Origin of the sequence: Streptomyces sp. NPDC048269, assembly GCF_040652395.1 — a bacterium.
Classification (GTDB): Bacteria; Actinomycetota; Actinomycetes; order Streptomycetales; family Streptomycetaceae; genus Streptomyces.
Map to the genome: position 1 here is coordinate 196,020 of NZ_JBEZLW010000011.1, position 20,738 is coordinate 216,757.

Sequence of the window (20,738 nt, forward strand, 5' to 3'; positions counted from 1 at the left end):
ATGACTGACGCAGCAGCAGCGGCCCTGGAGCCGGGACGGCAGATTGAGACCCTCGACGAGCTGACGGAGGAACAGGCCGGAGCCGTGCTCGCCCTGATCGAGGACGCGGCCCGTACCGACGGGACCACGGCCGTGTCCGAGCAGGGGCGGCTCCAGCTGCGCGGCGGCCCGCGCGAGGGCATCCGGCACTTCCTGCTCACCGAGAGCGGCCGGCTCGCCGGATACGGGCAACTGGAGGACACCGACCCGGTGGAGGCCCCGGCCGCCGAGCTCGTCATCCACCCGGCGCTGCGCGGGCGCGGCCACGGGCGGGCGCTCGGCACGGCCCTGCTGGCCGCCTCCGGCAAGCGGATCCGGGTATGGGCCCACGGCGGCAAGTCGGCCGCCCGGCACCTGGCCCAGGTGCTCGGCCTGACCCTCTTCCGCGAGCTGCGCCAGCTGCGCCGGCCGCTCGGCCCGGGCGCGGAGCCGCTGCCCGAGCCGGTGCTCCCGCCGGGTGTGACCGTACGGACCTTCGTGCCCGGCACCGACGACGCGGCCTGGCTCGCGGCGAACGCGGCCGCCTTCGCCCACCACCCCGAGCAGGGCGCGCTGAACCAGCGGGACCTCAACGACCGGATCGCGCAGCCGTGGTTCGACGCCAAGGGGTTCTTCCTCGCCGAGCGCGAGGGCGAGCTGGTCGGCTTCCACTGGACGAAGATCCACGAGGCCGAGCAGCTGGGCGAGGTGTACGTGGTGGGCGTCCGCCCCGGCGCCCAGGGCGGCGGCCTCGGCAAGGCCCTCACGGCGATCGGCCTGCGCCACCTCGCCGCGGCGGGCCTTCCGACGGCGATGCTGTACGTGGACGCCGACAACCCGGCAGCCCTCGCCGTCTACCAGGGCCTCGGTTTCACGACCCACGAGGTCGACCTGATGTACCGCACGGAGAGCTGAGCCTCCAGCTCCGCCGGCGTGTGAGGCGCGGGGGTCCGGGGCGGAGCCCCGGGCAATGGCGCCGCACCGGACCCCCGCGGACCCGGCAACCCCGGACCGGACCCCCGCGCACACCGCACCCCCGCACCGGGCCCCCGCAAACCCGGCAACCCCGGACCGGACCCCCGCGCACACCGCACCCCCGCACCGGGCCCCCGCAAACCCGGCAACCCCGGACCGGACCCCCGCGCACAGCGCACCCCCGAACCGGACCCCCGCGGACACCGCACACCGGACCCCCCGGCGCACACGCGACGGACTCGTGCGCCAGCGAGACCCGGGAAGCCACACGCCATTAACCGGGCATTAAGACACGCTTGCGACCCTCCCCGCATGTACCCCCGCCTCCGGCTGACGGCCGACGCTTCCGACGCGCCTGTCCTCCCCCGTGCGCGGAAGAATGGAGTCATGAGCCACCAGCCCAGCGCAGGCCCCACCGAGGTCCCCGCCCAGCACCCGTCGCACACGCCCGGCGCCGCAGGCAATGGCACCGCCAACGCCGTCACCGGCACCCACGCGCGGATTGGTTCCATCTCCGCGCACCGTCCGCACGTCGATCTCGAGCCCGATCTCGACGCCGACCTGGACGCCTACGACGACAAGGACGGCGGCGAGCTCCCGCCCGGCCGCTTCCTCGACCGCGAGCGCAGCTGGCTGGCCTTCAACGAGCGGGTGCTGGAGCTCGCCGAGGACCCGACGACCCCGCTCCTGGAGCGCGCCAATTTCCTGGCGATCTTCGCGAGCAACCTCGACGAGTTCTTCATGGTCCGCGTGGCCGGCCTCAAACGGCGTATCGCGACCGGTGTCGCCACCCGTTCGGCCTCGGGCCTGCAGCCCCGCGAGGTGCTGGACCTCATCTGGACGCGCTCGCGCGAGCTCATGGCCCGCCACGCCGCCTGCTTCCAGCAGGACATCTCGCCGGCGCTGGCCGAGGAGGGCGTCCACCTCATCCGCTGGCCGGACCTCACCGAGAAGGAGCAGGCCCGCCTCTTCACGCTGTTCCGCAACCAGATCTTCCCGGTGCTGACCCCGCTGGCCGTGGACCCCGCGCACCCGTTCCCGTACATCTCGGGCCTCTCGCTGAACCTGGCCGTGGTCGTGCGCAACCCGGTCAGCGGCCACCGCCACTTCGCCCGGGTCAAGGTCCCGCCGCTCCTCTCCCGCTTCCTGGAGGCCTCCCCGCACCGGTACGTCCCGCTGGAGGACGTCATCGCCGCGCACCTGGAGGAGCTGTTCCCCGGCATGGAGGTGCTGGCGCACCACATGTTCCGGGTGACCCGCAACGAGGACCTGGAGGTCGAGGAGGACGACGCCGAGAACCTCCTCCAGGCCCTGGAGAAGGAGCTCATGCGGCGCCGCTTCGGCCCGCCGGTGCGGCTGGAGGTCGAGGAGTCCATCGACCCGGGCGTACTGGACCTCCTGGTGCAGGAGCTGAAGGTCAACGCCTCCGAGGTGTACCCGCTGCCCGGCCCGCTGGACCTGACCGCCCTCTTCGGGATCGCCTCCCTGGACCGGCCCGAGCTGAAGTTCCCCAAGTTCATCGCCGGCACCCACCGGGACCTGGCCGAGGTCGAGTCCGCGTCCGCGCCGGACATCTTCGCCGCGCTGCGCGAGCGGGACGTGCTGCTGCACCACCCGTACGACTCCTTCTCCACCTCGGTGCAGGCATTCCTGGAGCAGGCCGCGGCCGACCCGGACGTCCTCGCGATCAAGCAGACGCTCTACCGGACCTCAGGCGACTCCCCGATCGTGGACGCCCTGATCGACGCCGCCGAATCAGGCAAGCAGGTCCTCGTACTCGTCGAGATCAAAGCCCGCTTCGACGAGCAGGCCAACATCAAGTGGGCGCGCAAGCTGGAGGAGTCCGGCTGCCACGTCGTCTACGGGCTCGTCGGCCTCAAGACCCACTGCAAGCTGTCCCTCGTCGTCCGCCAGGAGGGCGACCAGCTGCGCCGCTACTCGCACGTGGGCACCGGCAACTACCACCCCAAGACCGCCCGGCTCTACGAGGACCTCGGCCTGCTCACCGCCGACCCGCAGGTAGGCGCGGACCTCTCCGACCTGTTCAACCGGCTGTCCGGGTACTCGCGCCGCGAGACCTACCGCCGGCTGATGGTGGCTCCGCGCTCGCTGCGCGACGGGCTGATAGCCCGGATCGACAAGGAGACCGCCCACCACCGGGCCGGCCGTCCCGCGTACGTGCGCCTGAAGATGAACTCGATCGTCGACGAGGCCCTGATCGACTCGCTGTACCGGGCCTCGCAGGCGGGCGTCCCGGTCGACATCTGGGTGCGCGGCATCTGCGCGGTGCGCCCAGGGGTCCCCGGGCTCTCGGAGAACGTCCGGGTCCGCTCGATCCTCGGCCGCTTCCTGGAGCACTCCCGGGTTTTCGCCTTCGGCAACGGCGGCGAACCCGAGGTGTGGATCGGCAGCGCCGACATGATGCACCGCAACCTCGACCGCCGTATCGAGGCACTGGTCAGGGTCGCCGACCCGGCCCACCGCGCGGCCCTGGACCGGATGCTGGAAGCCGGGATGTCCGACGCCACCTCCTCCTGGCACCTGGGCCCGGACGGCGAATGGACCCGGCACAGCACGGACGCGGAAGGCCAGCCGCTGCGGCACGTACAGGAGATGCTCATAGACGCCCGGAGGCGCCGGCGTGGCTCAGCCAAACCTTGACCCTATGACGGCTCCGCCCCGCGCAGGCGACGTGCTCGGCGCGTACCTGCGCGCCCAGGCCACCGCCTTCCTCCGCGGGCTGCGCCTGCACGAGGAGAGCGGAGCCGACGCCGCGGAGGGCAGTGACGCGGCGCGCAGCCTGCGGGGGGCTGCGCGCCGGATCAGCGGATCCCTGGCCACCTTCCGGGTGGTGACCGAGTCCTCCTGGGCGGACGGGCTGCGCACCGAGCTGGTGTGGCTGTCCTCGACGCTGGCCGGCGAGCACGCGTACGCCGCCCGGCTGGACCGGCTGATGGACGCGCTGCGCCGGCTGTCGGGGGACTCCGGGGTTCCGGCGCCGCGCGGCTCGGCCGGCGCCCTCACGGTGGGCTCGGCGCGGGCGGGTGCGCTGCTGGAACGGCAGCTGACCCTGGCGCGGACCCGCTCCCACTCGGCCACGCTCCAGGCGCTCGGCTCCGCCCGCTTCCACGCGGTGGCGGACGCGGTCGCCGTGCTGGCTTCCGAGGTCCCGCTGGACGCGGTCGCGGCCCGGGGGCAGGTGGACGACGTCCTGGTCCCCCTGGCGGCAGTGGCCGAAACCCGTCTGTCGGCGGCCGTCGCGGCGCTGCCGCCGGCCGAGGTCACGCACCCTTACGACGCGGACCACGACGGGCGCTGGCACGAGGTACGCCGCCTCCTGCGGGTCCACCGGTACGCCCGGGAGGCGCTGGGCGACGACGTGACCCGAGCGGCGGCCGCGGGCGAGGCCCTGGACCGCCACCGCGACGCGGCCGAGGCGGCCGCCGCCTCGGCGACCGCGGCGCGCACCCCGCGCATCGCCCCGGCCACGGCGTACGCCCTGGGCGTCCTGCACGCGGACCAGCGGCACGAGGTCGAGGCCGCCCGTTTCGCCTTCCGGCAGATCTGGCTCCCGGCGCCCCTGGCATCGGGCAGCGCCGTCACGCCGAGGTAACGGGCGGATAACGTCCGCTTACGGCTGTGGGTACAGCCGCGCGAACGCACCGGGTCGTCCGCCACGGTTCACCGTCCGTTCACTCGCCCCGGTCGGCCGCTTCACCTGTTCTGCCTAATTTGAGTGGTGCACGGAGCGCGTCGCCGGCCAGAACCAGCGGCCCACCCGGGCAACCGACGTAGTCCTCTTCGCACGCCGCCCCGATAGAGAAAGCGGCCGGCGGCTTCTGGAAGGAACACCCGAAAGTGAAGCTTCAGCGCAAGAACATGCTTCGTGCCTCCGCCCTCGGGGCGCTCGTCGTGTCCGGCGCCCTGGTCCTCACGGCGTGCGGCTCGGACGACAACACGAAGACCGCCGACGGGACGGCGAAGCCCTCCGCGGCCGCCGCCGGCGACATCAAGTGCGACGACGCCAAGGGCAAGCTCCTGGCCTCGGGCTCGTCCGCGCAGAAGAACGCGGTCGAGCTGTGGGTGAAGAACTACATGGCCGTCTGCTCCGGCGTCGAGGTGAACTACAAGTCCTCCTCCTCCGGTGAGGGCATCGTCGCCTTCAACCAGGGCAGCGTCGGTTTCGCCGGCTCCGACTCGGCGCTGAAGCCGGAGCAGGTCGAGGAGTCGAAGAAGGTCTGCACCGGTGGCCAGGGCGTCAACCTGCCGATGGTCGGCGGCCCCGTCGCGCTCGGCTTCAACGTCGCCGGCGTGGACAAGCTGAACCTCGACGCCGCCACGGTCGCCAACATCTTCAACGACAAGATCAAGAAGTGGGACGACGAGGCGATCAAGAAGCTGAACCCCGGCGTCACGCTTCCTTCCACCGCCATCCAGGCCTTCCACCGCTCCGACGACTCGGGCACCACCGAGAACGTCACCAAGTACCTCAAGGCCGCCGCGCCCGACGCCTGGCCGCACGAGGCCGCGAAGAAGTGGGCCGCTCCGGGTGGCCAGGCCGCCTCCGGCTCCGCCGGTGTCGCCGCCCAGGTCAAGCAGGTCGACGGTGCGATCGGCTACTTCGAGCTCTCCTTCGCCGGCTCGCAGGGCATCAAGACGGTCGACCTGAACACGGGTGCCGCCGCCCCGGTCAAGGCCACCGGCGAGAACGCCTCCAAGGCCATCGCCGCCGCCAAGATCGCCGGCACCGGCTGCGACCTGGCCCTGAAGCTCGACTACACCACCAAGGCCGAGGGCGCCTACCCGCTGGTCCTGGTCACGTACGAGGTCGTCTGCGACAAGGGCAACAAGGCCGAGACCCTTCCGACCGTCAAGTCCTTCCTGAACTACACCGCCTCCGATTCGGGCCAGAAGGTCCTCCTCGAGAACGGCTACGCGCCGATCCCGGCCGAGATCAACGCCAAGGTCCGCGAAGTCATCAAGACCCTCGGCTGAAGCAAATCCTGACCCCCGAGGTGTCGGCCGCCCCCGTCCGGGCAACCAACACCTCGGGGGGACCTTCCCCTTCGCCCAGGGGAATCCGGTGCACCGCCGCCAGGGGGCCTGCCCCCCACACAGACCGGAAAGACCATGGCTTCCACCACACCCACCCAGATAGACACGGCTCCGCCTGTCACCAAGAGCGGAAGGTCCACCGGCCGTGCCGGGGACAAGGTCTTCGCCGGCCTCTCCAAGGGATCCGGCATCCTGCTCCTGGTGATCATGGCGTCGATCGCCGCCTTCCTCACCTACCGCGCCTCGATCGCCCTGTCGAAGAACGAGGGGAACTTCCTCACCACCTTCGACTGGAACGCGTCGGCCAGCCCGCCCGTCTTCGGCATCGCCGTCCTGCTCTTCGGCACCGTCGTCAGCTCGATCATCGCGATGGCCATCGCGGTTCCGATCGCTGTCGGCATCGCCCTCTTCATCTCGCACTACGCGCCGCGCAGGCTGGCGGCGCCCCTCGCGTACGTGGTCGACCTGCTGGCCGCCGTGCCGTCGATCATCTACGGCATCTGGGGCGCCCTCTTCCTCGTCCCGCAGCTGAACGGCCTGAACCTCTGGCTCGACGAGTACCTGGGCTGGACGTACGTCTTCGACAAGACCCAGATCGGTGTCGCCCGCTCGCTCTTCACCGTCGGCATCCTGCTCGCGATCATGATCCTGCCGATCGTGACCAGCGTCAGCCGCGAGGTGTTCCTCCAGGTCCCGCGCATGAACGAGGAGGCCGCCCTGGCCCTCGGCGCGACCCGCTGGGAGGTCGTCCGGATGTCGGTGCTGCCCTTCGGCCGCTCCGGTGTCATCTCCGCCTCGATGCTCGGCCTCGGCCGCGCGCTCGGCGAGACCATGGCCGTCGCGACGGTCCTCTCCCCGAGCTTCCTGATCTCGTTCCACGTCCTGAACCCGGGCGGCGGCACCTTCGCGCAGAACATCGCCGCGAAGTTCGACGAGGCCAACGAGTTCGGCCGGGACGCGCTGATCGCCTCGGGTCTGGTCCTCTTCCTGCTCACCCTGCTGGTCAACGGTGCAGCTCGCCTGATCATCGCTCGCCGCAAGGACTTCTCGGGGGCGAACGCCTGATGAGCCACGCACTGCAGGACCAGCGGCCCGCCCGGGCCCCGAAGTCCGCCGCCCCCACCCGCCTCACCCGAGGCGGCCTGCCCCGCTGGGCCCCGGCCGGCATCACGGTCCTCTCGATCGCCCTCGGCAGCGGCATCGGCCTCGTCTTCGGCCTCCACAGCAAGATCCAGTGGGGTCTGATCGCAGCCCTGCTGTTCGTCCTCGTCACGTACACCGCGAGCGCGGTGATCGAGAACCGCCGCCAGGCCAAGGACCGCGTCGCGACCTCCGTCGTGTGGGTCTGCTTCGTCCTCGCGGTCGTCCCGCTGCTCTCGCTGATGTGGACCACGATCAGCCGCGGTCTGAAGCTCCTCGACGCGAACTTCCTCAGCCACTCGATGAACGGCGTGACGAGCTTCGACGAAGGCGGCGGCGTCTACCACGCCCTGCTCGGCACCATCGAGCAGGTCGCCCTGGCCACCCTGCTCGCGGCTCCCATCGGCCTGCTGACCGCCGTCTACCTGGTCGAGTACGGCCGGGGCTCGCTCGCCCGGGCCGTGACCTTCTTCGTCGACGTCATGACCGGCATCCCCTCCATCGTCGCGGGTCTGTTCATCCTGACGACCTGGAACCTGATGCTCGGCTTCGGCCCCTCCGGCTTCGCCGGCGCCATGGCCCTGTCGATCCTGATGATGCCCGTCGTGGTCCGCTCCACCGAGGAGATGCTCAAGCTCGTCCCGAACGAGCTGCGCGAGGCCGCCCTGGCCCTCGGTGTGCCGAAGTGGCGCATGATCCTCAAGGTCGTGCTCCCGACCGCCATCGGCGGTATCTCCACCGGTGTGATGCTGGCCGTGGCCCGCATCGCCGGTGAGACCGCGCCGATCATGCTGCTGGTCTTCGGCTCCCAGCTGATCAACGGCAACCCCTTCGAAGGCGCCCAGTCCTCGCTCCCCCTCTACATCTGGGAGCAGTACAAGGTCGGCAGTGAAGCCTCCTACGACCGGGCATGGGCCGCAGCGCTCGTCCTGATCGCCTTCGTCATGATCCTCAATCTGGTGGCCCGCGGCATCGCCCGCTGGAAGGCCCCGAAGACCGGTCGCTGACGCGACTATGAAAGCGAAGTGACCCCTCATGGCCAAGCGAATCGACGTCAGCGGCCTTTCCGCCTTCTACGGCAGCCACAAGGCCATCGACGACATCTCGATGACCGTTGAGCCGCGCTCCGTGACCGCCTTCATCGGCCCCTCCGGCTGCGGCAAGTCCACCTTCCTGCGCACCCTCAACCGGATGCACGAGGTCACCCCCGGCGGCCGCGTCGAGGGCAAGGTCCTCCTGGACGACGAGAACCTGTACGGCCCCGGCGTGGACCCGGTCGCGGTCCGCCGCACGGTAGGCATGGTCTTCCAGCGCCCCAACCCCTTCCCCACCATGTCGATCTTCGACAACGTGGCGGCGGGCCTGCGCCTGAACGGCAGCTTCAAGAAGTCCGAGCTCACGGACATAGTGGAGCGGTCCCTCAGGGGCGCCAACCTCTGGAACGAGGTCAAGGACCGCCTGAACAAGCCGGGCTCCGGCCTCTCCGGCGGCCAGCAGCAGCGTCTGTGCATCGCCCGCGCGATCGCGGTCGAGCCGCAGGTCCTGCTGATGGACGAGCCCTGCTCGGCCCTCGACCCGATCTCCACCCTCGCGATCGAGGACCTGATCGGCGAGCTCAAGGAGCGCTTCACGATCGTCATCGTGACGCACAACATGCAGCAGGCGGCCCGCGTCTCGGACCGCACCGCCTTCTTCAACCTCTCCGCGGTCGGCCAGCCCGGCAAGCTCGTCGAGATCGACGACACGGACCGGATCTTCTCCAACCCGTCCGTCCAGGCGACCGAGGACTACATCTCGGGCCGCTTCGGCTGACGAGATGCCGTGAACGTCCTGCGGTGCTGCATGGCGGTGCCACCGCAAGGCGAAAGAAAGAAGAGGGCCGGCTCCCCCTGGGTGGGGGGAGCCGGCCCGCTTTCGTCTGCCCGCCGCGTCGCTAGACGAAGGCCAGGTCCACGATCCAGAAGCTCAACGCGGCGACGAGGGCGGCCGCCGGCATGGTGATGAACCAGCCCAGGATGATGTTCTTGGCGACGCCCCAGCGGACCGCGTTCACCCGCTTCGTCGCGCCCACACCCATGATCGCCGAGGTGATCACGTGGGTGGTGGAGATCGGCGCGTGGAAGAGGAACGCCGAGCCGAACATGATCGAGGCGCCCGTGGTCTCGGCCGCGAAGCCCTGCGGCGGATCCAGCTCGATGATCTTGCGGCCGAGCGTACGCATGATGCGCCAGCCACCCGCGTACGTACCCAGCGACAGCATCACGGCACACGCGATCTTGACCCAGACCGGGATCGCGGCATCGGCGGCCTGCACGTCGGCGATGACCAGGGCCATCACGACGATGCCCATCGTCTTCTGGGCGTCCTGGAGGCCGTGGCCGAGCGCCATGCCGGCCGCCGACACGGTCTGCGCGATACGGAAGCCGCGCTTGGCCTTGTGCGGGTTGGACCGGCGGAACATCCACAGGATGACCACCATCACCAGGTAACCGACGACCAGACCGACGACCGGCGAGACGAACATCGGGATGACGACCTTGTCGACCACACCCGACCAGATCACTTCCGTACCACCGGCCAGCGCCGCGCCCACCATGCCGCCGAACAGCGCGTGCGAGGAGGACGAGGGCAGGCCGAAGTACCAGGTGATCAGGTTCCAGACGATCGCGCCGACCAGCGCCGCGAAGAGGATCCACATGCCGCGGTTGCCGTGGGGCGTCTCGATCAGGCCCTTGCTGACCGTCTTGGCGACCCCGCTGCCCAGGAAGGCACCGGCGAGGTTCATCACGGCCGCCATCGCCAGTGCCGCCCGCGGGGTCAGCGCCCGCGTGGAGACCGACGTGGCGATCGCGTTCGCGGAGTCGTGGAAGCCGTTCGTATACGTGAAGCCGAGCGCGACACCGATGGTCACGACCAGGGCAAAGGTGTCCACGAGGTTCAGGACTCCTTGACCGCGATGGTCTCCACCGTGTTCGCGACGTGCTCGAACGCGTCGGCCGCCTCTTCGAGCACGTCGACGATCTGCTTGAGCTTCAGCACCTCGATGGCGTCGTACTTGCCGTTGAAGAGCTGGGCGAGCAGCTTGCGGTGGATCTGGTCGGCCTGGTTCTCAAGGCGGTTGACCTCGATCCAGTACTCGGTGAGGTTGTCCATCGTCCGCAGGTGCGGCATCGCCTCGGCGGTCAGCTCCGCCGCGCGCGCCAGCACCTCGATCTGCTGCTCTACGCCCTTGGGGAGCTCCTCCACGTTGTAGAGGACGACCAGGTCGACCGCCTCCTCCATGAAGTCCATGATGTCGTCGAGCGACGACGCCAGGTTGTAGATGTCCTCGCGGTCGAACGGCGTGATGAAGGAGGAGTTCAGCTGGTGGAAGATCGCGTGGGTCGCGTCGTCCCCCGCGTGTTCCGCCGCCCGCATCCGCTCCGCGATCTCGGCCCGGGCGGAGGAGTCCGCTCCGAGCAGTTCCATCAGGAGCTTGGAGCCCGTGACGATGTTGTCCGCGGATGCGGCGAACATGTCGTAGAAGCTCGTCTCCCTGGGGGTCAGACGAAATCGCACGTGAGGTCCTCGGGGTGCATTGGATTCGGTCAGGCTGATGCTAGGCGCATCCCCCGGCCACGGCTAACCGGCGGTTCCCCAGTGTCCTCCATCAGGCAGAGTGAGGACCACGGACCCCCTGCCCCCGCGGCAGGAGCCCAGTACCCTATACCCATGAGGGGTATACGTCCCTCGTTCCGGACCACGGGAGGACGCATGACCACCATCGAGGCCGAGGGCTCCGGAGCCGTCCACGGCTATCACCACCAGAAGGACGAGCACCTCAAGCGGCTGCGCCGGATCGAGGGCCAGATCCGCGGCCTCCAGCGACTCGTCGACGAGGACGTCTACTGCATCGACATACTCACCCAGGTCTCGGCGAGCACGAAGGCCCTCCAGTCCTTCGCCCTCCAGCTCCTGGAGGAACACCTCCGCCACTGCGTGGCCGACGCCGCCGTGAAGGGCGGCACCGAAATCGACGCCAAGGTCGAGGAAGCCACCAAGGCCATCGCCCGTCTCCTGCGCACCTGACCCGGCCCCGCGGGGCCGGCGGCGGGTCAGCCGGACCAGATGCCCATCAGCACCTCGTCGATCCGATCCTGACTCAAGCGGTCCTCGACCGCGGCCGACGCCGCGATGATCAGCTCACCGCACAGCTCGATCTCGGCGAGCGCCACGTGGTCCTGCACCGTCGTACCGCCTGCGGGAGTCACGCGTGTCACCCCAATCTGCCGTCTTCGGTCATCGGTCGTCAGCGTCGGCGCTCGTCTTCTCAGCCTAGGGAGGCCGCGGCACACGGCGCATGACACGGATGGACCATTTCCGGATACCCGGCCATGGCCCGATCACACCGTCGGCCAGGGCCCACCTCCGCTATTCGGCGATCTTCCCGGCGTAAATGTCCCCGCTTGCGGGCAATACGACCGTCACGGGCGTCCCGAATCCGTACAGCAGCGTGGTCGACGAGACATCGATCACGCCATTGTTGACGTACGTGAAGCGGTGGCGGACCTTCCGCAGCCGCCCCTCCTCGTCCAGGTAGGCATCGAACGGCACGGTGTCCTTGCTGAACCCTTTCGCCGCCGCCTCCAGCGCCCCCCTGGCCTCCGGCGACGCGCTCCCCGCGGCCCGCCCGATGTCGGTGGTCCCCCGGTAGTGCCGCACCTTGATGCCCGCCACCTCGGTCTCCCCGACGTACGTGACCTCCTGCGCCCCCCGCAGCAGCTCGGCCGCGACCAGCGGATCGGTGGCCCCGCCCGTGACGAGGTTCCCGTCGGCGAGGGCCGTCGTGTCGACCCGGACCCACTTGTCGTCTGGGACACCCGCCCCCCTGTTCTTCATGTAGAGCGCGCCCGGCACCAGCAGCTCGGTGATGGGCCGGTGCTCGGCCTTGCCCTTCACATCGGCCGGGAGCATGACCAGCAGCTGGCCCATCCGGTTCTTGAAGTCGACCCCGCCCTCACCGCGGATCGTGACCCGGGTGCCGCCGGTGGCCATCTCCATGGCCGTACGGGCCTGCGCAGTGCCCGCCCTCGCCAGCGCGTCGGCGGCCCCGCGGACCACCGCCGCCGCGTCCGCGGGGGGCCGGTCGTCGCCTGCGCCGCCGCCCGCGCAGCCGCTCAGCTCCGTGACCGCCAGGGTGACGCCGGCGGCGAGCAGCGCCCCAGCCACACGTCCGCGCAGCCGCCTGTGCTGGTGAACCACCATCGCCTGCCAACCCCCAACGCGTGACCGCTGTTTGCCCGAGGCCCCCACCCGCTCCGCTTAACGAGGTCAGGGGTTTCCCGTCACGGCCCGAACACGTCCCCGGCCCGTGGCCGACCCGGGTACCGTGGAGGCGTGGAACCGCACACCGAAGCGACCCCGGCCCCTCCGCTTGCCTCCTCCGTGCCGCTCCCGCCACCGCGGCCCGCCGCCGAAGACTCGGCGCCGCCACAGCAACAGCCGCCACAGCAACAGCCGCAGCCCCAGCCGCCGCCCACCGCACACACCGCCTCCACTGCCGACCGCGGCTCCTTCTGCCTGGCCGTCTGCGCCTGCGGCTGGACGGGGCCCGCCCGCCGCTCCCGCGACCTGGCGCGCAAGGACGCCGCCCGGCACGCGACGGAGTGACGGGGCAGGCCAAGGACCGGGAAGTTCCGCGACGTTCCGGTTCCGGGAAGTTCCAGGAAGTTCCGGGAACGGCCGGGTACGACCGGCGTCGCCCGTTCGGACGGCCCGGCTGGCCGGGGCGGAGCGCAGCGGATGCCCTTGATTCATGCCAGGACCCGCAGCCCGCCTCGCGGCCCTCCTCTGGGCCCTGCTCATCGCTCTCGACATCCTGGGGGCCCCGGTCGTCACGGCCTGGGCCCGGCCCGTGGGCTCGGCGGACGGACCCGGCGACGTGACCCTGGCCGTCGCACTGACGACCGCTGCGGCCGTGGCCACCGGGCTGTGGCTGCGCTCCCGCCGTACCGGCGGCGCGGACGGGCCGGGTGCGCGGCCCGCCGAGGGTGGCGACCGATGACGCCGCCGCGGACTCGCCCTGCGGCGGTCCGCGTCTGCTTCGGCGTGGCGGGGCTGTGCCTGCTGGCGGCCGTGCTGCTCGCCGTATGGGAGTTGTACGCCCACGCCTGAGGGCCCCGTACGTGTCAGGGGGTCAGTCCGTCAGCGCGCAGCCCGTCGAGGCCGGCGTCAACGTGTCAGGACGTCAGGCGGCGAGGTCGCTCTCCTGTGTGAGCTGCTCCGCCGGCGGGGTCTGCGGCTGGGCCAGGCCGACGGGCCGGAGCCAGGTCCGGCCCTTGGCCTGTACGAGACGGCCCAGACGCGGGGAGCCGGCCACCGCCCGCACCACCGGCGTCAGCAGCGCCATCGCGAGCGGTGCGAGGACCAGGACCACGGCGGTGCCGAGCGCGTACCCGCCGATCACGTCGGTGGGGTAGTGGACGCCCGTGTACACGCGGCACACGCCTTCGGCGAAGGCCAGCCCGATCCCGATCAGCCCGAGCCTGCGGTTCGCCACGAACAGGCCGACGCCCAGGGCCATCGCGAGGGTGGCGTGGTCGCTGACGAAGGAGAACTCCGGCTGCGCGAGACCGGCGCCGAAACCGGGATCGAGGGTGGGATCGAGTACCTGCAGACCCTCGTGCTGGTGGAACGGCCGCGGCCGCCCGACCAGTTCGCGCAGCGGCGCGTTCACGAGCAGCGCCAGCCCGGCGGCCAGCGGGGCCCACACCAGCGCGGCGAACGACTCGACGGCCGTGCTCTCGTCCTGGCGGCGGGCACCTCGCCAGCACCACAGGACCAGGAGCACCAGGGCCAGCGGGATCCCGTACTCACCGGCCAGGCTCACGGTCCGGTCCAGCCAGTCCGGGGCGTGCCGGGCCACTCCGTTGATCTCGTACAGCAGGCTGACATCCACGTTCGGCCCACCGGTTGAGAGTCCAGCCATGGTGATGCGGCCCCTTGCCCTTGCCGTGGTTCGCCTGCGGGCGCACGCCGGTGTGCGCCCCTTCGCCCCCGTGTGATCAACCCCCGTGCCCATGGAACGCCCGTTCTGGCGACTACGTTCCACTCTCCACTGAATGATCACTCCAACGTTATCGAAGAGTGACTCATCGTCGCAGCTCAGGGCCTTGGGTTAACAGAGCGTCACTAGGGCGCCTTGCTCGCCGCCGCGCGCTCCGGAAGGGCCGCGGCGCCGTCCTTCGTCACGCGCGTCGCACCAAAATAATCAGGGGTGTCGATCTTGTCGAAACGGATCACGGCGCCGGTGTACGGGGCGTTGATCATGTAGCCGCCGCCCACGTAGAGCCCGACGTGCCGAATCTCCCGAGAGTTCGTCAGATCATCGGAGAAGAACACCAGGTCCCCGGGGAGCAGTTGGTCGCGCGAGGGATGCGAACCGGCGTTGTACTGGTCGTTCGCCACGCGCGGCAGCTCGATCCCCACCGTCTCGTACGCGGCCTTGGTCAGTCCCGAGCAGTCGAACCGCCCGTCCTGGTCGGGCGTTCCGTTGCCGCCCCACAAGTACGGCGTGCCGAGCTGCTTCTGCGCGAAGTAGATGGCCCCGGCGGCCTGTTGCGAGGGCGCCACCCGGCCCACGGGCCGTTCGAAGCTCTTCGCCAGGGTCGTGATCGTCTTCACGTAGCCCTGGGTCTCCTTGTACGGGGGCACCCCCGCGTACTTGATGACCGCGTAGGCACCCGCGTTGTACGCCGCGAGCATGTTCGACGTCGCGTCACCCGGCACGCTCGCCACGTCCTTGGCCAGCTCGCAGTCGTACGAGGCCGCCGAGGGGATCGCGTCGCTCGGGTCCCAGATGTCCCGGTCCCCGTCCCCGTCACCGTCGATGCCGTGACCCGCCCAGGTGCCGGGGATGAACTGCGCGATCCCGCGCGCGTCCGCCGGGCTGACGGCGCTCGGGTTCCAGCCGCTCTCGGAGTACAGCTGGGCGGCGAGCAGCGGCGGGCTGATGGCCGGGCACAGGTTGCCCCACTTCTCCACCAGCGCCTGGTACTTGGCGGGCACCGCCCCCTTCGCGAGGCCGACGGCACGCCCGCCCGCCCCCGCCCCCACCAGGCCCGCGGCCGCGGAGTACGTCCCCACGACGAGCAGCACCACGAAGGTCAGACACAGCCCGAACCCGATCCCGCCGGCCATCCAGAATCTACGCACCCGTCAACCCTCCCCCATCCTCGTCACTTCAACGTGTGATTCGGCCGTGTCGCATGTCGTACTACCCCACTCGGAAGCCCGAACAGGCGATGCTCGCGTACTTCGTGGGGTCATCCTCGACGCGGCAGAAGACCACCGTCCAGTCCGCACGACCCGGCGGCCGGGGGCACGGCGGACCGGCCACGTGTCCGGCGGCCCGGCCCCTACCTGGGTGCGACGAAGAGGCTCTGCGCGCTGCGCCCGATGGGGCCCTTCTCGTCGTGGAGCCGGGCGTCGACGAGGCCGATGCCGGCCGCGTCCACGCTCGTACGGGATTCCACACAGGCCCATTCCCCGACCGGATGGCGGTGCAGGTGGACCGTGAGGTCGCCGTTGACGAACACGAACCGGCCGAAGTCCATCACCGAGCTGATGCCGTTCCCGGAGTCGGCGGCGACCAGCACCCGGTCCAGCGGCCGGATCTCCTCCCCGGCGACGAGCGGCACCCTCATCCGCATCCAGCAGGTACCGGGGCCGAGCTCCACGAAGGCGCCCTCGGTGAAGCGGGCTTCCATGGCCGTGTGATAGCCGGTGTCCCACGGCACCGGGAAGAACGGCGTGACCACGGCCTCCCCTGGCGTCGGCAGCTGCGGCCCCGGCACCACGGCCGGCACCGGCTCCTGCGCCACCCTGATCCGCAGGGCCCGCGCCAGCATCACCGGGGCGTCCGCGCCCGCCGGCGTGAGCGCGGCCTCCACCACCTCCGTACCGCGCCCGGCCCGCAGCACGCTGGTGGTGATCTCCAGCGAGCCGATCGGCACCGGGCGCAGGATCTCGTACGTGATCCGGGCGATCCGCATGTCCGCGCGCGCACCCGGCCGCTCCTCTACGGCCCTGCCGAGCAGAGCGGCCGGCGGACCGGCATGCTGCGCGCCCGGGTCCCACGGCCCGCGCGTGTACTCGGTGGCGGTGAACCGCCCGGTGTCAACCCGTTCGAAGAAGCCCTCGACAGCGCCCATACCCTGCACGCTACCGACAGGTAACCAGGCACACCAGCCCCGCGCCACCGGGGCCGACGACCGGGGCCGACGACCGCGGCCGACGACCGCGGCCGACCGGTCAGCGGGCGAACCCCAGCCCCACCCCCAGTCCCACCAGCACAGATCCGATGGCCCGGTTCAGCGCCTTCTGCGCCTTCAGCATCCGGTCCCGCAGCCGGGAGTTCGAGAAGAACAGCGCCACCGCCCCGAACCAGGCCAGGTGCGCCGCCGACATGAACAGCCCGTAGCCGGCCTGCTGCCACACCGGCGTATCCGGATTGACCACCTGCGTGAAGGTCGACACCACGAACAGCGTGGTCTTCGGGTTCAGCACATTGGTCAGGAACCCCGACCGCATCGCCCCGAGCCGGGTCAGCCCCGGCTGGGACTCCAGGTCCACGGTCACCTCGGTCCGCGCCCGGAAGGTGCGGATGCCGATCCACACCAGGTAGGCCGCACCCGCCAGCTTGATCACGGTGAACAGCGCGGTGGAGGAGGCGATCAGCAGACCGACCCCGAGCATCGTGTAGGAGACGTGGACCAGGACCCCCGCCGCGACCCCGGCGGCGGCGAACAGCCCGGTGGGCCGCCCGTAGAGGTAGCTGTTGCGGACCACCATGGCGAAATCGGCGCCGGGACTGATCACGGCGAGAAGAGTAATGACGGCGACTGCGATCACTTCTGTCATACCGGCATGCTCACCGGGGCCCACCTCCCCGATCAACCCCGTTCGCCCTCCCGATACGTGGGGAATGACCTTCCCGTACCTGCTCTCCCTCCACCCCTACCGCCCGGCCGATGACGCCCCGCTGCTGCGCGAGTGGGTGACCACCCCCGCCGAGCTGATGACCTGGGCGGGCCCCGCCTTCACCTGGCCCCTGGACGACGCACAGCTCGCCGCCTACGCCGCCGCGCCCGGCCGCCACATCTGGACCGCCGTGACCCCCGACGAATACCGCGTCGGGCACGTCTCGGTGGCCGGCACCCGTTTCGGCCGCGTACTGATCGCCCCCGACGCCCGCGACCAGGGCTACGGCCGGGCCCTCGTCACCCAGGCCGTCGAACTCTGCTTCGGCGAGCTGGGCCTGCCGGAGCTCAGCCTCGGCGTCTGGGCCCACAACACCGCGGCGATCCGCATATACGAGCAGCTCGGATTCCGTACGGAGGAGATCCTCAAGGACGTCGAGGAGGTCGACGGCGTCTGCTGGACCGCCCTCCAGATGCGGCTCACGGCCCCTGAGCGGTGACAATGGACGACGTGTCCAGTACTCCCGCCGCCCGGCCCGCCCAGCCCGACCTCCCCGACCTCCCCGTCCTGCAGGCCGACTGCGCGAACTGCTTCGCGCTGTGCTGCGTCGCCCTGCCCTTCGCCAGGTCCAACGACTTCGCCGTGAACAAGCCCGCCGGAACCCCTTGCAAGAGCCTGCGCGAGGACTTCCGCTGCGGCATCCACACCCGGCTGCGCGACTCGGGGTTCCAGGGCTGTACCGTCTTCGACTGCTTCGGCGCGGGCCAGCAGGTCTCCCAGGTCACCTTCGGCGGCCGCGACTGGCGCACCGACCCCGGCACGGCCCGTCGGATGTTCGACGTCTTCCCCGTGATGCGGCAGCTGCACGAGCTCCTCTTCTACGTCGCCGAGGCTCTGACCCTCCCGGACGCCGCGCCGGTCCACGCGCAGCTGCGCGACGCGCTCACGGAGACCGAGGAGTGGACCCGCGCCGACGCGCGGGCCCTCGCCGACCTGGACGTGGGCGCCCTCCGCCAGAAGATCAACACCCTGCTGCTGAAGACCAGCGAACTCGTACGGGCCAAGGTGCCGGGCCGCAAGAAGAACCACCGCGGCGCCGACCTCATGGGCGCCCGCCTCTCCGGCGCCGACCTGCGCGGCGCGAACCTCCGCGGCGCCTACCTCATCGCCGCCGACCTCAGCCGCGCCGACCTCCGCACGGCCGACCTGATCGGCGCGGACCTCCGCGACGCCAACCTCCGCGACGCGGACCTCCGCAACGCCGTCTTCCTCACCCAACCCCAGCTCAACGCCGCCCACGGCAACCCCACCACCCACATCCCCCCCACCCTCACCCGCCCGACCCACTGGGCCTGACCGCACCAGCCCCCCGACGCTCGAGGCACGGCCAGAGCCCCGGATCTCCACCCCCACCGGGCACATCCCAGCCCCGCCCGTGCCCGCGCGGGCCCGGTGCAGGGACGGGCAACCGTCGCCCGGCAACTTCTACCCCGCCGAACCCTCCCCAGCCCGCCCGACGACCCCCCAGCCCCGCCGCACCATCCAGCCCCGCCGGCGCTTGAGGCGCAGACCCTTCAGCCCCACCGGGCACATCCCAGCCCCGCCGCACCATCCAGCCCCGCCGGCGCTTGAGGCGCGGGGCCCGGGGCGGAGCCCCGATCCTTCAGCCCCGCCAGGCACATCCCAGCCCCGCTGGCGCTTGAGGCGCAGGGAACTGGGGCCGAAGCCCCTCAGGCCCCGCCGACGTCTGAGGCTCGGTCCCCGGCGGCGGAGCCGGCAACGGCGCCGGACCCGCCCCCACTCACACCCACGCCAAAAACCCCCGCACGGCGGCGTAGAACCCCTCCGGATCCCCACCCCGCACCGCGTGCCCAGCAGGCAACTCGACCAACCGCACCCCCGCCCTCCGCACCGTCATCTCCCGCGCATGCTCGGCGGACAGCACCCCGCTCCGGTCCCCCCGCACCAGCAGCGTCGGCTGACGCACCGCCAGCCAGTCCCCCCAGTGGTCCCCGTTCAGCCCCCGCTGGGAATCCACCATGTCCTCCACCTCGAACGCGGTCCCCCACCCGTCCGGGTACTCCCTCAGCGACCCGTCCAGATGCGGCGCCGCACTCCCCACCGCAGCCAGGAACCCCGTCCGGGTCGCGGCTCGCCTCGGCCACTCCCGCGCGAACATCAGGTCGCCGTCGACCACCGCCCCGATGTCCTCGACCACCACCGCCCGCACCAGATCCGGCCGCCTCGCAGCGAGCTGGTACGCGTTGACCCCGCCCAGCGAGTGCCCCACCACCACCGCCGGCCCCAGCCCCAAGTGCTCCAGGACCGCCGCGGCGTCCGCCACGTACCCCTCTCGCGTGTACTCCGCGGCCCGGTCCGACTCCCCGTGCCCCCGCTGGTCGAGACCGATCACCCGCCACGCCGGCCCCACCTCCCCGGCCAGCTCCTCGAAGCTCCTGCCGTCCTGGAAATGCCCGTGCAGCGCGAGCAGCGGCGCCCCCGGCCCGCCGAAGTCCGTGTAGGCCAGCCGCCGCCCGTCCGGTGTCTCCATCGCGCCCGGCAACGGCCCCAGCTTGTCGATGACCCGCCGGCGCAGCAGCTGGTACTCCTCCCAGCGCCTCGGCAGCCGCCCCGGCGGCCGCTTCACGACCCGCCCCGGCGTCACGGTCTCACCCCGACGGAACTGCTCCCGCGTCAGATCGATGCGTATCCCCCCGGGCAGCTGGTTCCACCAGTGGTACCCCTCCTGCCGGCCGTCGAGGAACACCTCGCCCAGCACCAGCTCCCCGCCCACGATGTCCTGCACGACCACGGCCGTGATGTCGCAATGCCCCCAGGCCGGATTCTCGGCCGACCACGGGAGCCGCGTGATGCCGGCCGGCTCGCAGGTCTCGGCCGACCATCCAGCCCGGATGGCCGCCTCTACATCGGCAAGGGTCCACGGAGTCGTCCTCATGCCCACCAGCCTGCCGCACCCCACTGACAACGCCGCCGACACGGGGAACGCCGCCACCCCCCGTACGCCGAGACGACAATCATTGCCCGGCGTCACCCCCCGTGATACACAGAGTGACCATACGTTCGTTCGCGTCCACACCGCCCCGGCCCAGGTCAGAGCGCAGGGGCGGGGCGCGGGCCGGAGGATCGGGTAAAGAGAGCCGTCAAGTCGACGACGGCGGCAGTTTCATCAGCGAAGATAGTGCGTGACCCCTGCCGTCGGGCACGGGCTTTCGGAACTACCCATACAGGGGCGGTGAGTTACATGATCCTGGCAGCCGAAAAGGGCGACATCACCACCATCATCGGCGGAATCGCCCCGAACTGGGGGCCGTTCGGCAGTCTCGGCAACGAAGCGAAGGTCATGATCGAGGTGGTCATGGCCGTGGCGATCCTCCTCTGCCTCGGCATCGCCATCTGGGGCGCGGCCAAGCAGCGCATCGGCGCGACCGCCCTGCGCGACACGTTCAGCGCGGAACAGGGCAAGGGCCTGATCGTGGCCGGCCTCACGGGCGTCTTCATCATCGGCTCCCTGGGCACCCTCTTCACCATCGTCTACGGAATGGCCGTCTAGCGGGCCACCGCGGCCGTAC

General features: G+C 70.9%; 22 protein-coding genes. 13 read left to right on the forward strand and 9 right to left on the reverse strand.

Features of this window, described 5'->3' with window-relative positions; all coding sequences use genetic code 11:
- The 7 genes from mshD (at position 1) to pstB (ending at position 9,000) form a co-directional block, all read left to right on the forward strand.
- Positions 1-933 (forward strand): mycothiol synthase, encoded by a 933-nt coding sequence (gene mshD / locus AB0D48_RS15815; protein WP_362395975.1) that lies wholly within the window; start codon positions 1-3, stop codon positions 931-933.
- A 447-nt stretch (positions 934-1,380) separates the two neighbouring features.
- Positions 1,381-3,654 carry an RNA degradosome polyphosphate kinase gene (locus AB0D48_RS15820; RefSeq protein WP_362395977.1) on the forward strand — a complete coding sequence of 758 codons (2,274 nt, stop codon included), beginning with the start codon at positions 1,381-1,383 and terminating at the stop codon, positions 3,652-3,654.
- Positions 3,655-3,658: 4 nt separating this feature from the next.
- A complete protein-coding gene (locus AB0D48_RS15825) occupies positions 3,659-4,606 on the forward strand; it encodes a CHAD domain-containing protein (protein ID WP_362395980.1) in 948 nt (315 codons plus the stop codon).
- Positions 4,607-4,851: 245 nt separating this feature from the next.
- Complete coding sequence (gene pstS, locus AB0D48_RS15830; RefSeq protein WP_362395983.1) at positions 4,852-5,988, forward strand: phosphate ABC transporter substrate-binding protein PstS; 1,137 nt, start codon at positions 4,852-4,854, stop codon at positions 5,986-5,988.
- Positions 5,989-6,123: 135 nt separating this feature from the next.
- Complete coding sequence (pstC, locus tag AB0D48_RS15835; protein ID WP_362395985.1) at positions 6,124-7,113, forward strand: phosphate ABC transporter permease subunit PstC; 990 nt, start codon at positions 6,124-6,126, stop codon at positions 7,111-7,113.
- Complete coding sequence (gene pstA, locus AB0D48_RS15840; RefSeq protein WP_362395988.1) at positions 7,113-8,195, forward strand: phosphate ABC transporter permease PstA; 1,083 nt, start codon at positions 7,113-7,115, stop codon at positions 8,193-8,195. The genes pstC and pstA overlap by 1 nt, the downstream gene beginning before the upstream one ends.
- Positions 8,196-8,223: 28 nt before the next feature.
- Positions 8,224-9,000 (forward strand): phosphate ABC transporter ATP-binding protein PstB, encoded by a 777-nt coding sequence (gene pstB / locus AB0D48_RS15845; RefSeq protein WP_362395991.1) that lies wholly within the window; start codon positions 8,224-8,226, stop codon positions 8,998-9,000.
- 121 nt (positions 9,001-9,121) lie between these two features.
- On the opposite strand, the gene AB0D48_RS15850 is transcribed toward pstB, so the two are convergent.
- A complete protein-coding gene (locus AB0D48_RS15850; RefSeq protein ID WP_362395993.1) occupies positions 9,122-10,120 on the reverse strand; it encodes an inorganic phosphate transporter in 999 nt (332 codons plus the stop codon).
- A gap of 5 nt (positions 10,121-10,125) precedes the next feature.
- Positions 10,126-10,746, reverse strand: a complete 621-nt coding sequence (locus AB0D48_RS15855; protein ID WP_008742369.1) for a DUF47 family protein — start codon at positions 10,744-10,746, stop codon at positions 10,126-10,128.
- Between the two features lie 195 nt (positions 10,747-10,941).
- Between AB0D48_RS15855 and AB0D48_RS15860 the strand changes: the two genes are divergently transcribed.
- Entirely contained in the window at positions 10,942-11,256 is a 315-nt protein-coding gene (locus AB0D48_RS15860; RefSeq protein WP_030009310.1) for a metal-sensitive transcriptional regulator, read from the forward strand.
- Between the two features lie 26 nt (positions 11,257-11,282).
- Here the strand turns inward: AB0D48_RS15860 and AB0D48_RS15865 are convergent, their stop codons facing one another.
- Both AB0D48_RS15865 and AB0D48_RS15870 read right to left on the reverse strand, forming a co-directional pair.
- A complete protein-coding gene (locus AB0D48_RS15865; protein ID WP_362396070.1) occupies positions 11,283-11,438 on the reverse strand; it encodes a hypothetical protein in 156 nt (51 codons plus the stop codon).
- A gap of 160 nt (positions 11,439-11,598) precedes the next feature.
- Positions 11,599-12,432 carry a hypothetical protein gene (locus AB0D48_RS15870; RefSeq protein WP_362395997.1) on the reverse strand — a complete coding sequence of 278 codons (834 nt, stop codon included), beginning with the start codon at positions 12,430-12,432 and terminating at the stop codon, positions 11,599-11,601.
- A gap of 132 nt (positions 12,433-12,564) precedes the next feature.
- Here AB0D48_RS15870 and AB0D48_RS15875 point away from each other — a divergent pair, with 132 nt between their 5' ends.
- Positions 12,565-12,837, forward strand: coding sequence for a hypothetical protein (locus AB0D48_RS15875; RefSeq protein WP_362396073.1), 273 nt, complete (start codon positions 12,565-12,567; stop codon positions 12,835-12,837).
- Between the two features lie 145 nt (positions 12,838-12,982).
- Positions 12,983-13,231 carry a hypothetical protein gene (locus tag AB0D48_RS15880; RefSeq protein WP_362396000.1) on the forward strand — a complete coding sequence of 83 codons (249 nt, stop codon included), beginning with the start codon at positions 12,983-12,985 and terminating at the stop codon, positions 13,229-13,231.
- A gap of 183 nt (positions 13,232-13,414) precedes the next feature.
- Here AB0D48_RS15880 and AB0D48_RS15885 read toward each other — a convergent pair whose 3' ends face one another.
- From AB0D48_RS15885 to AB0D48_RS15900, 4 genes are all read right to left on the reverse strand, one after another.
- Positions 13,415-14,155, reverse strand: a complete 741-nt coding sequence (locus AB0D48_RS15885) for a phosphatase PAP2 family protein (protein WP_362396003.1) — start codon at positions 14,153-14,155, stop codon at positions 13,415-13,417.
- Positions 14,156-14,358: 203 nt separating this feature from the next.
- Complete coding sequence (locus AB0D48_RS15890; protein ID WP_362396067.1) at positions 14,359-15,366, reverse strand: bifunctional lytic transglycosylase/C40 family peptidase; 1,008 nt, start codon at positions 15,364-15,366, stop codon at positions 14,359-14,361.
- A 218-nt stretch (positions 15,367-15,584) separates the two neighbouring features.
- The gene (locus AB0D48_RS15895; RefSeq protein WP_362396006.1) at positions 15,585-16,379 is read right to left on the reverse strand and encodes a thioesterase family protein; all 795 of its coding nucleotides are present in this window, start codon (positions 16,377-16,379) and stop codon (positions 15,585-15,587) included.
- A gap of 100 nt (positions 16,380-16,479) precedes the next feature.
- A complete protein-coding gene (locus AB0D48_RS15900) occupies positions 16,480-17,088 on the reverse strand; it encodes a LysE family transporter (protein WP_362396008.1) in 609 nt (202 codons plus the stop codon).
- 64 nt (positions 17,089-17,152) lie between these two features.
- Between AB0D48_RS15900 and AB0D48_RS15905 the strand changes: the two genes are divergently transcribed.
- Positions 17,153-17,647 carry a GNAT family N-acetyltransferase gene (locus AB0D48_RS15905; RefSeq protein ID WP_362396010.1) on the forward strand — a complete coding sequence of 165 codons (495 nt, stop codon included), beginning with the start codon at positions 17,153-17,155 and terminating at the stop codon, positions 17,645-17,647.
- Between the two features lie 2 nt (positions 17,648-17,649).
- Positions 17,650-18,504 (forward strand): pentapeptide repeat-containing protein, encoded by an 855-nt coding sequence (locus tag AB0D48_RS15910; protein WP_362396012.1) that lies wholly within the window; start codon positions 17,650-17,652, stop codon positions 18,502-18,504.
- Positions 18,505-18,949: 445 nt separating this feature from the next.
- Here AB0D48_RS15910 and AB0D48_RS15915 read toward each other — a convergent pair whose 3' ends face one another.
- Entirely contained in the window at positions 18,950-20,104 is a 1,155-nt protein-coding gene (locus tag AB0D48_RS15915) for an alpha/beta hydrolase (protein ID WP_362396015.1), read from the reverse strand.
- A gap of 306 nt (positions 20,105-20,410) precedes the next feature.
- Here AB0D48_RS15915 and AB0D48_RS15920 point away from each other — a divergent pair, with 306 nt between their 5' ends.
- Positions 20,411-20,719 carry a hypothetical protein gene (locus AB0D48_RS15920; RefSeq protein WP_008742356.1) on the forward strand — a complete coding sequence of 103 codons (309 nt, stop codon included), beginning with the start codon at positions 20,411-20,413 and terminating at the stop codon, positions 20,717-20,719.
- Positions 20,720-20,738: the final 19 nt, after the last annotated feature.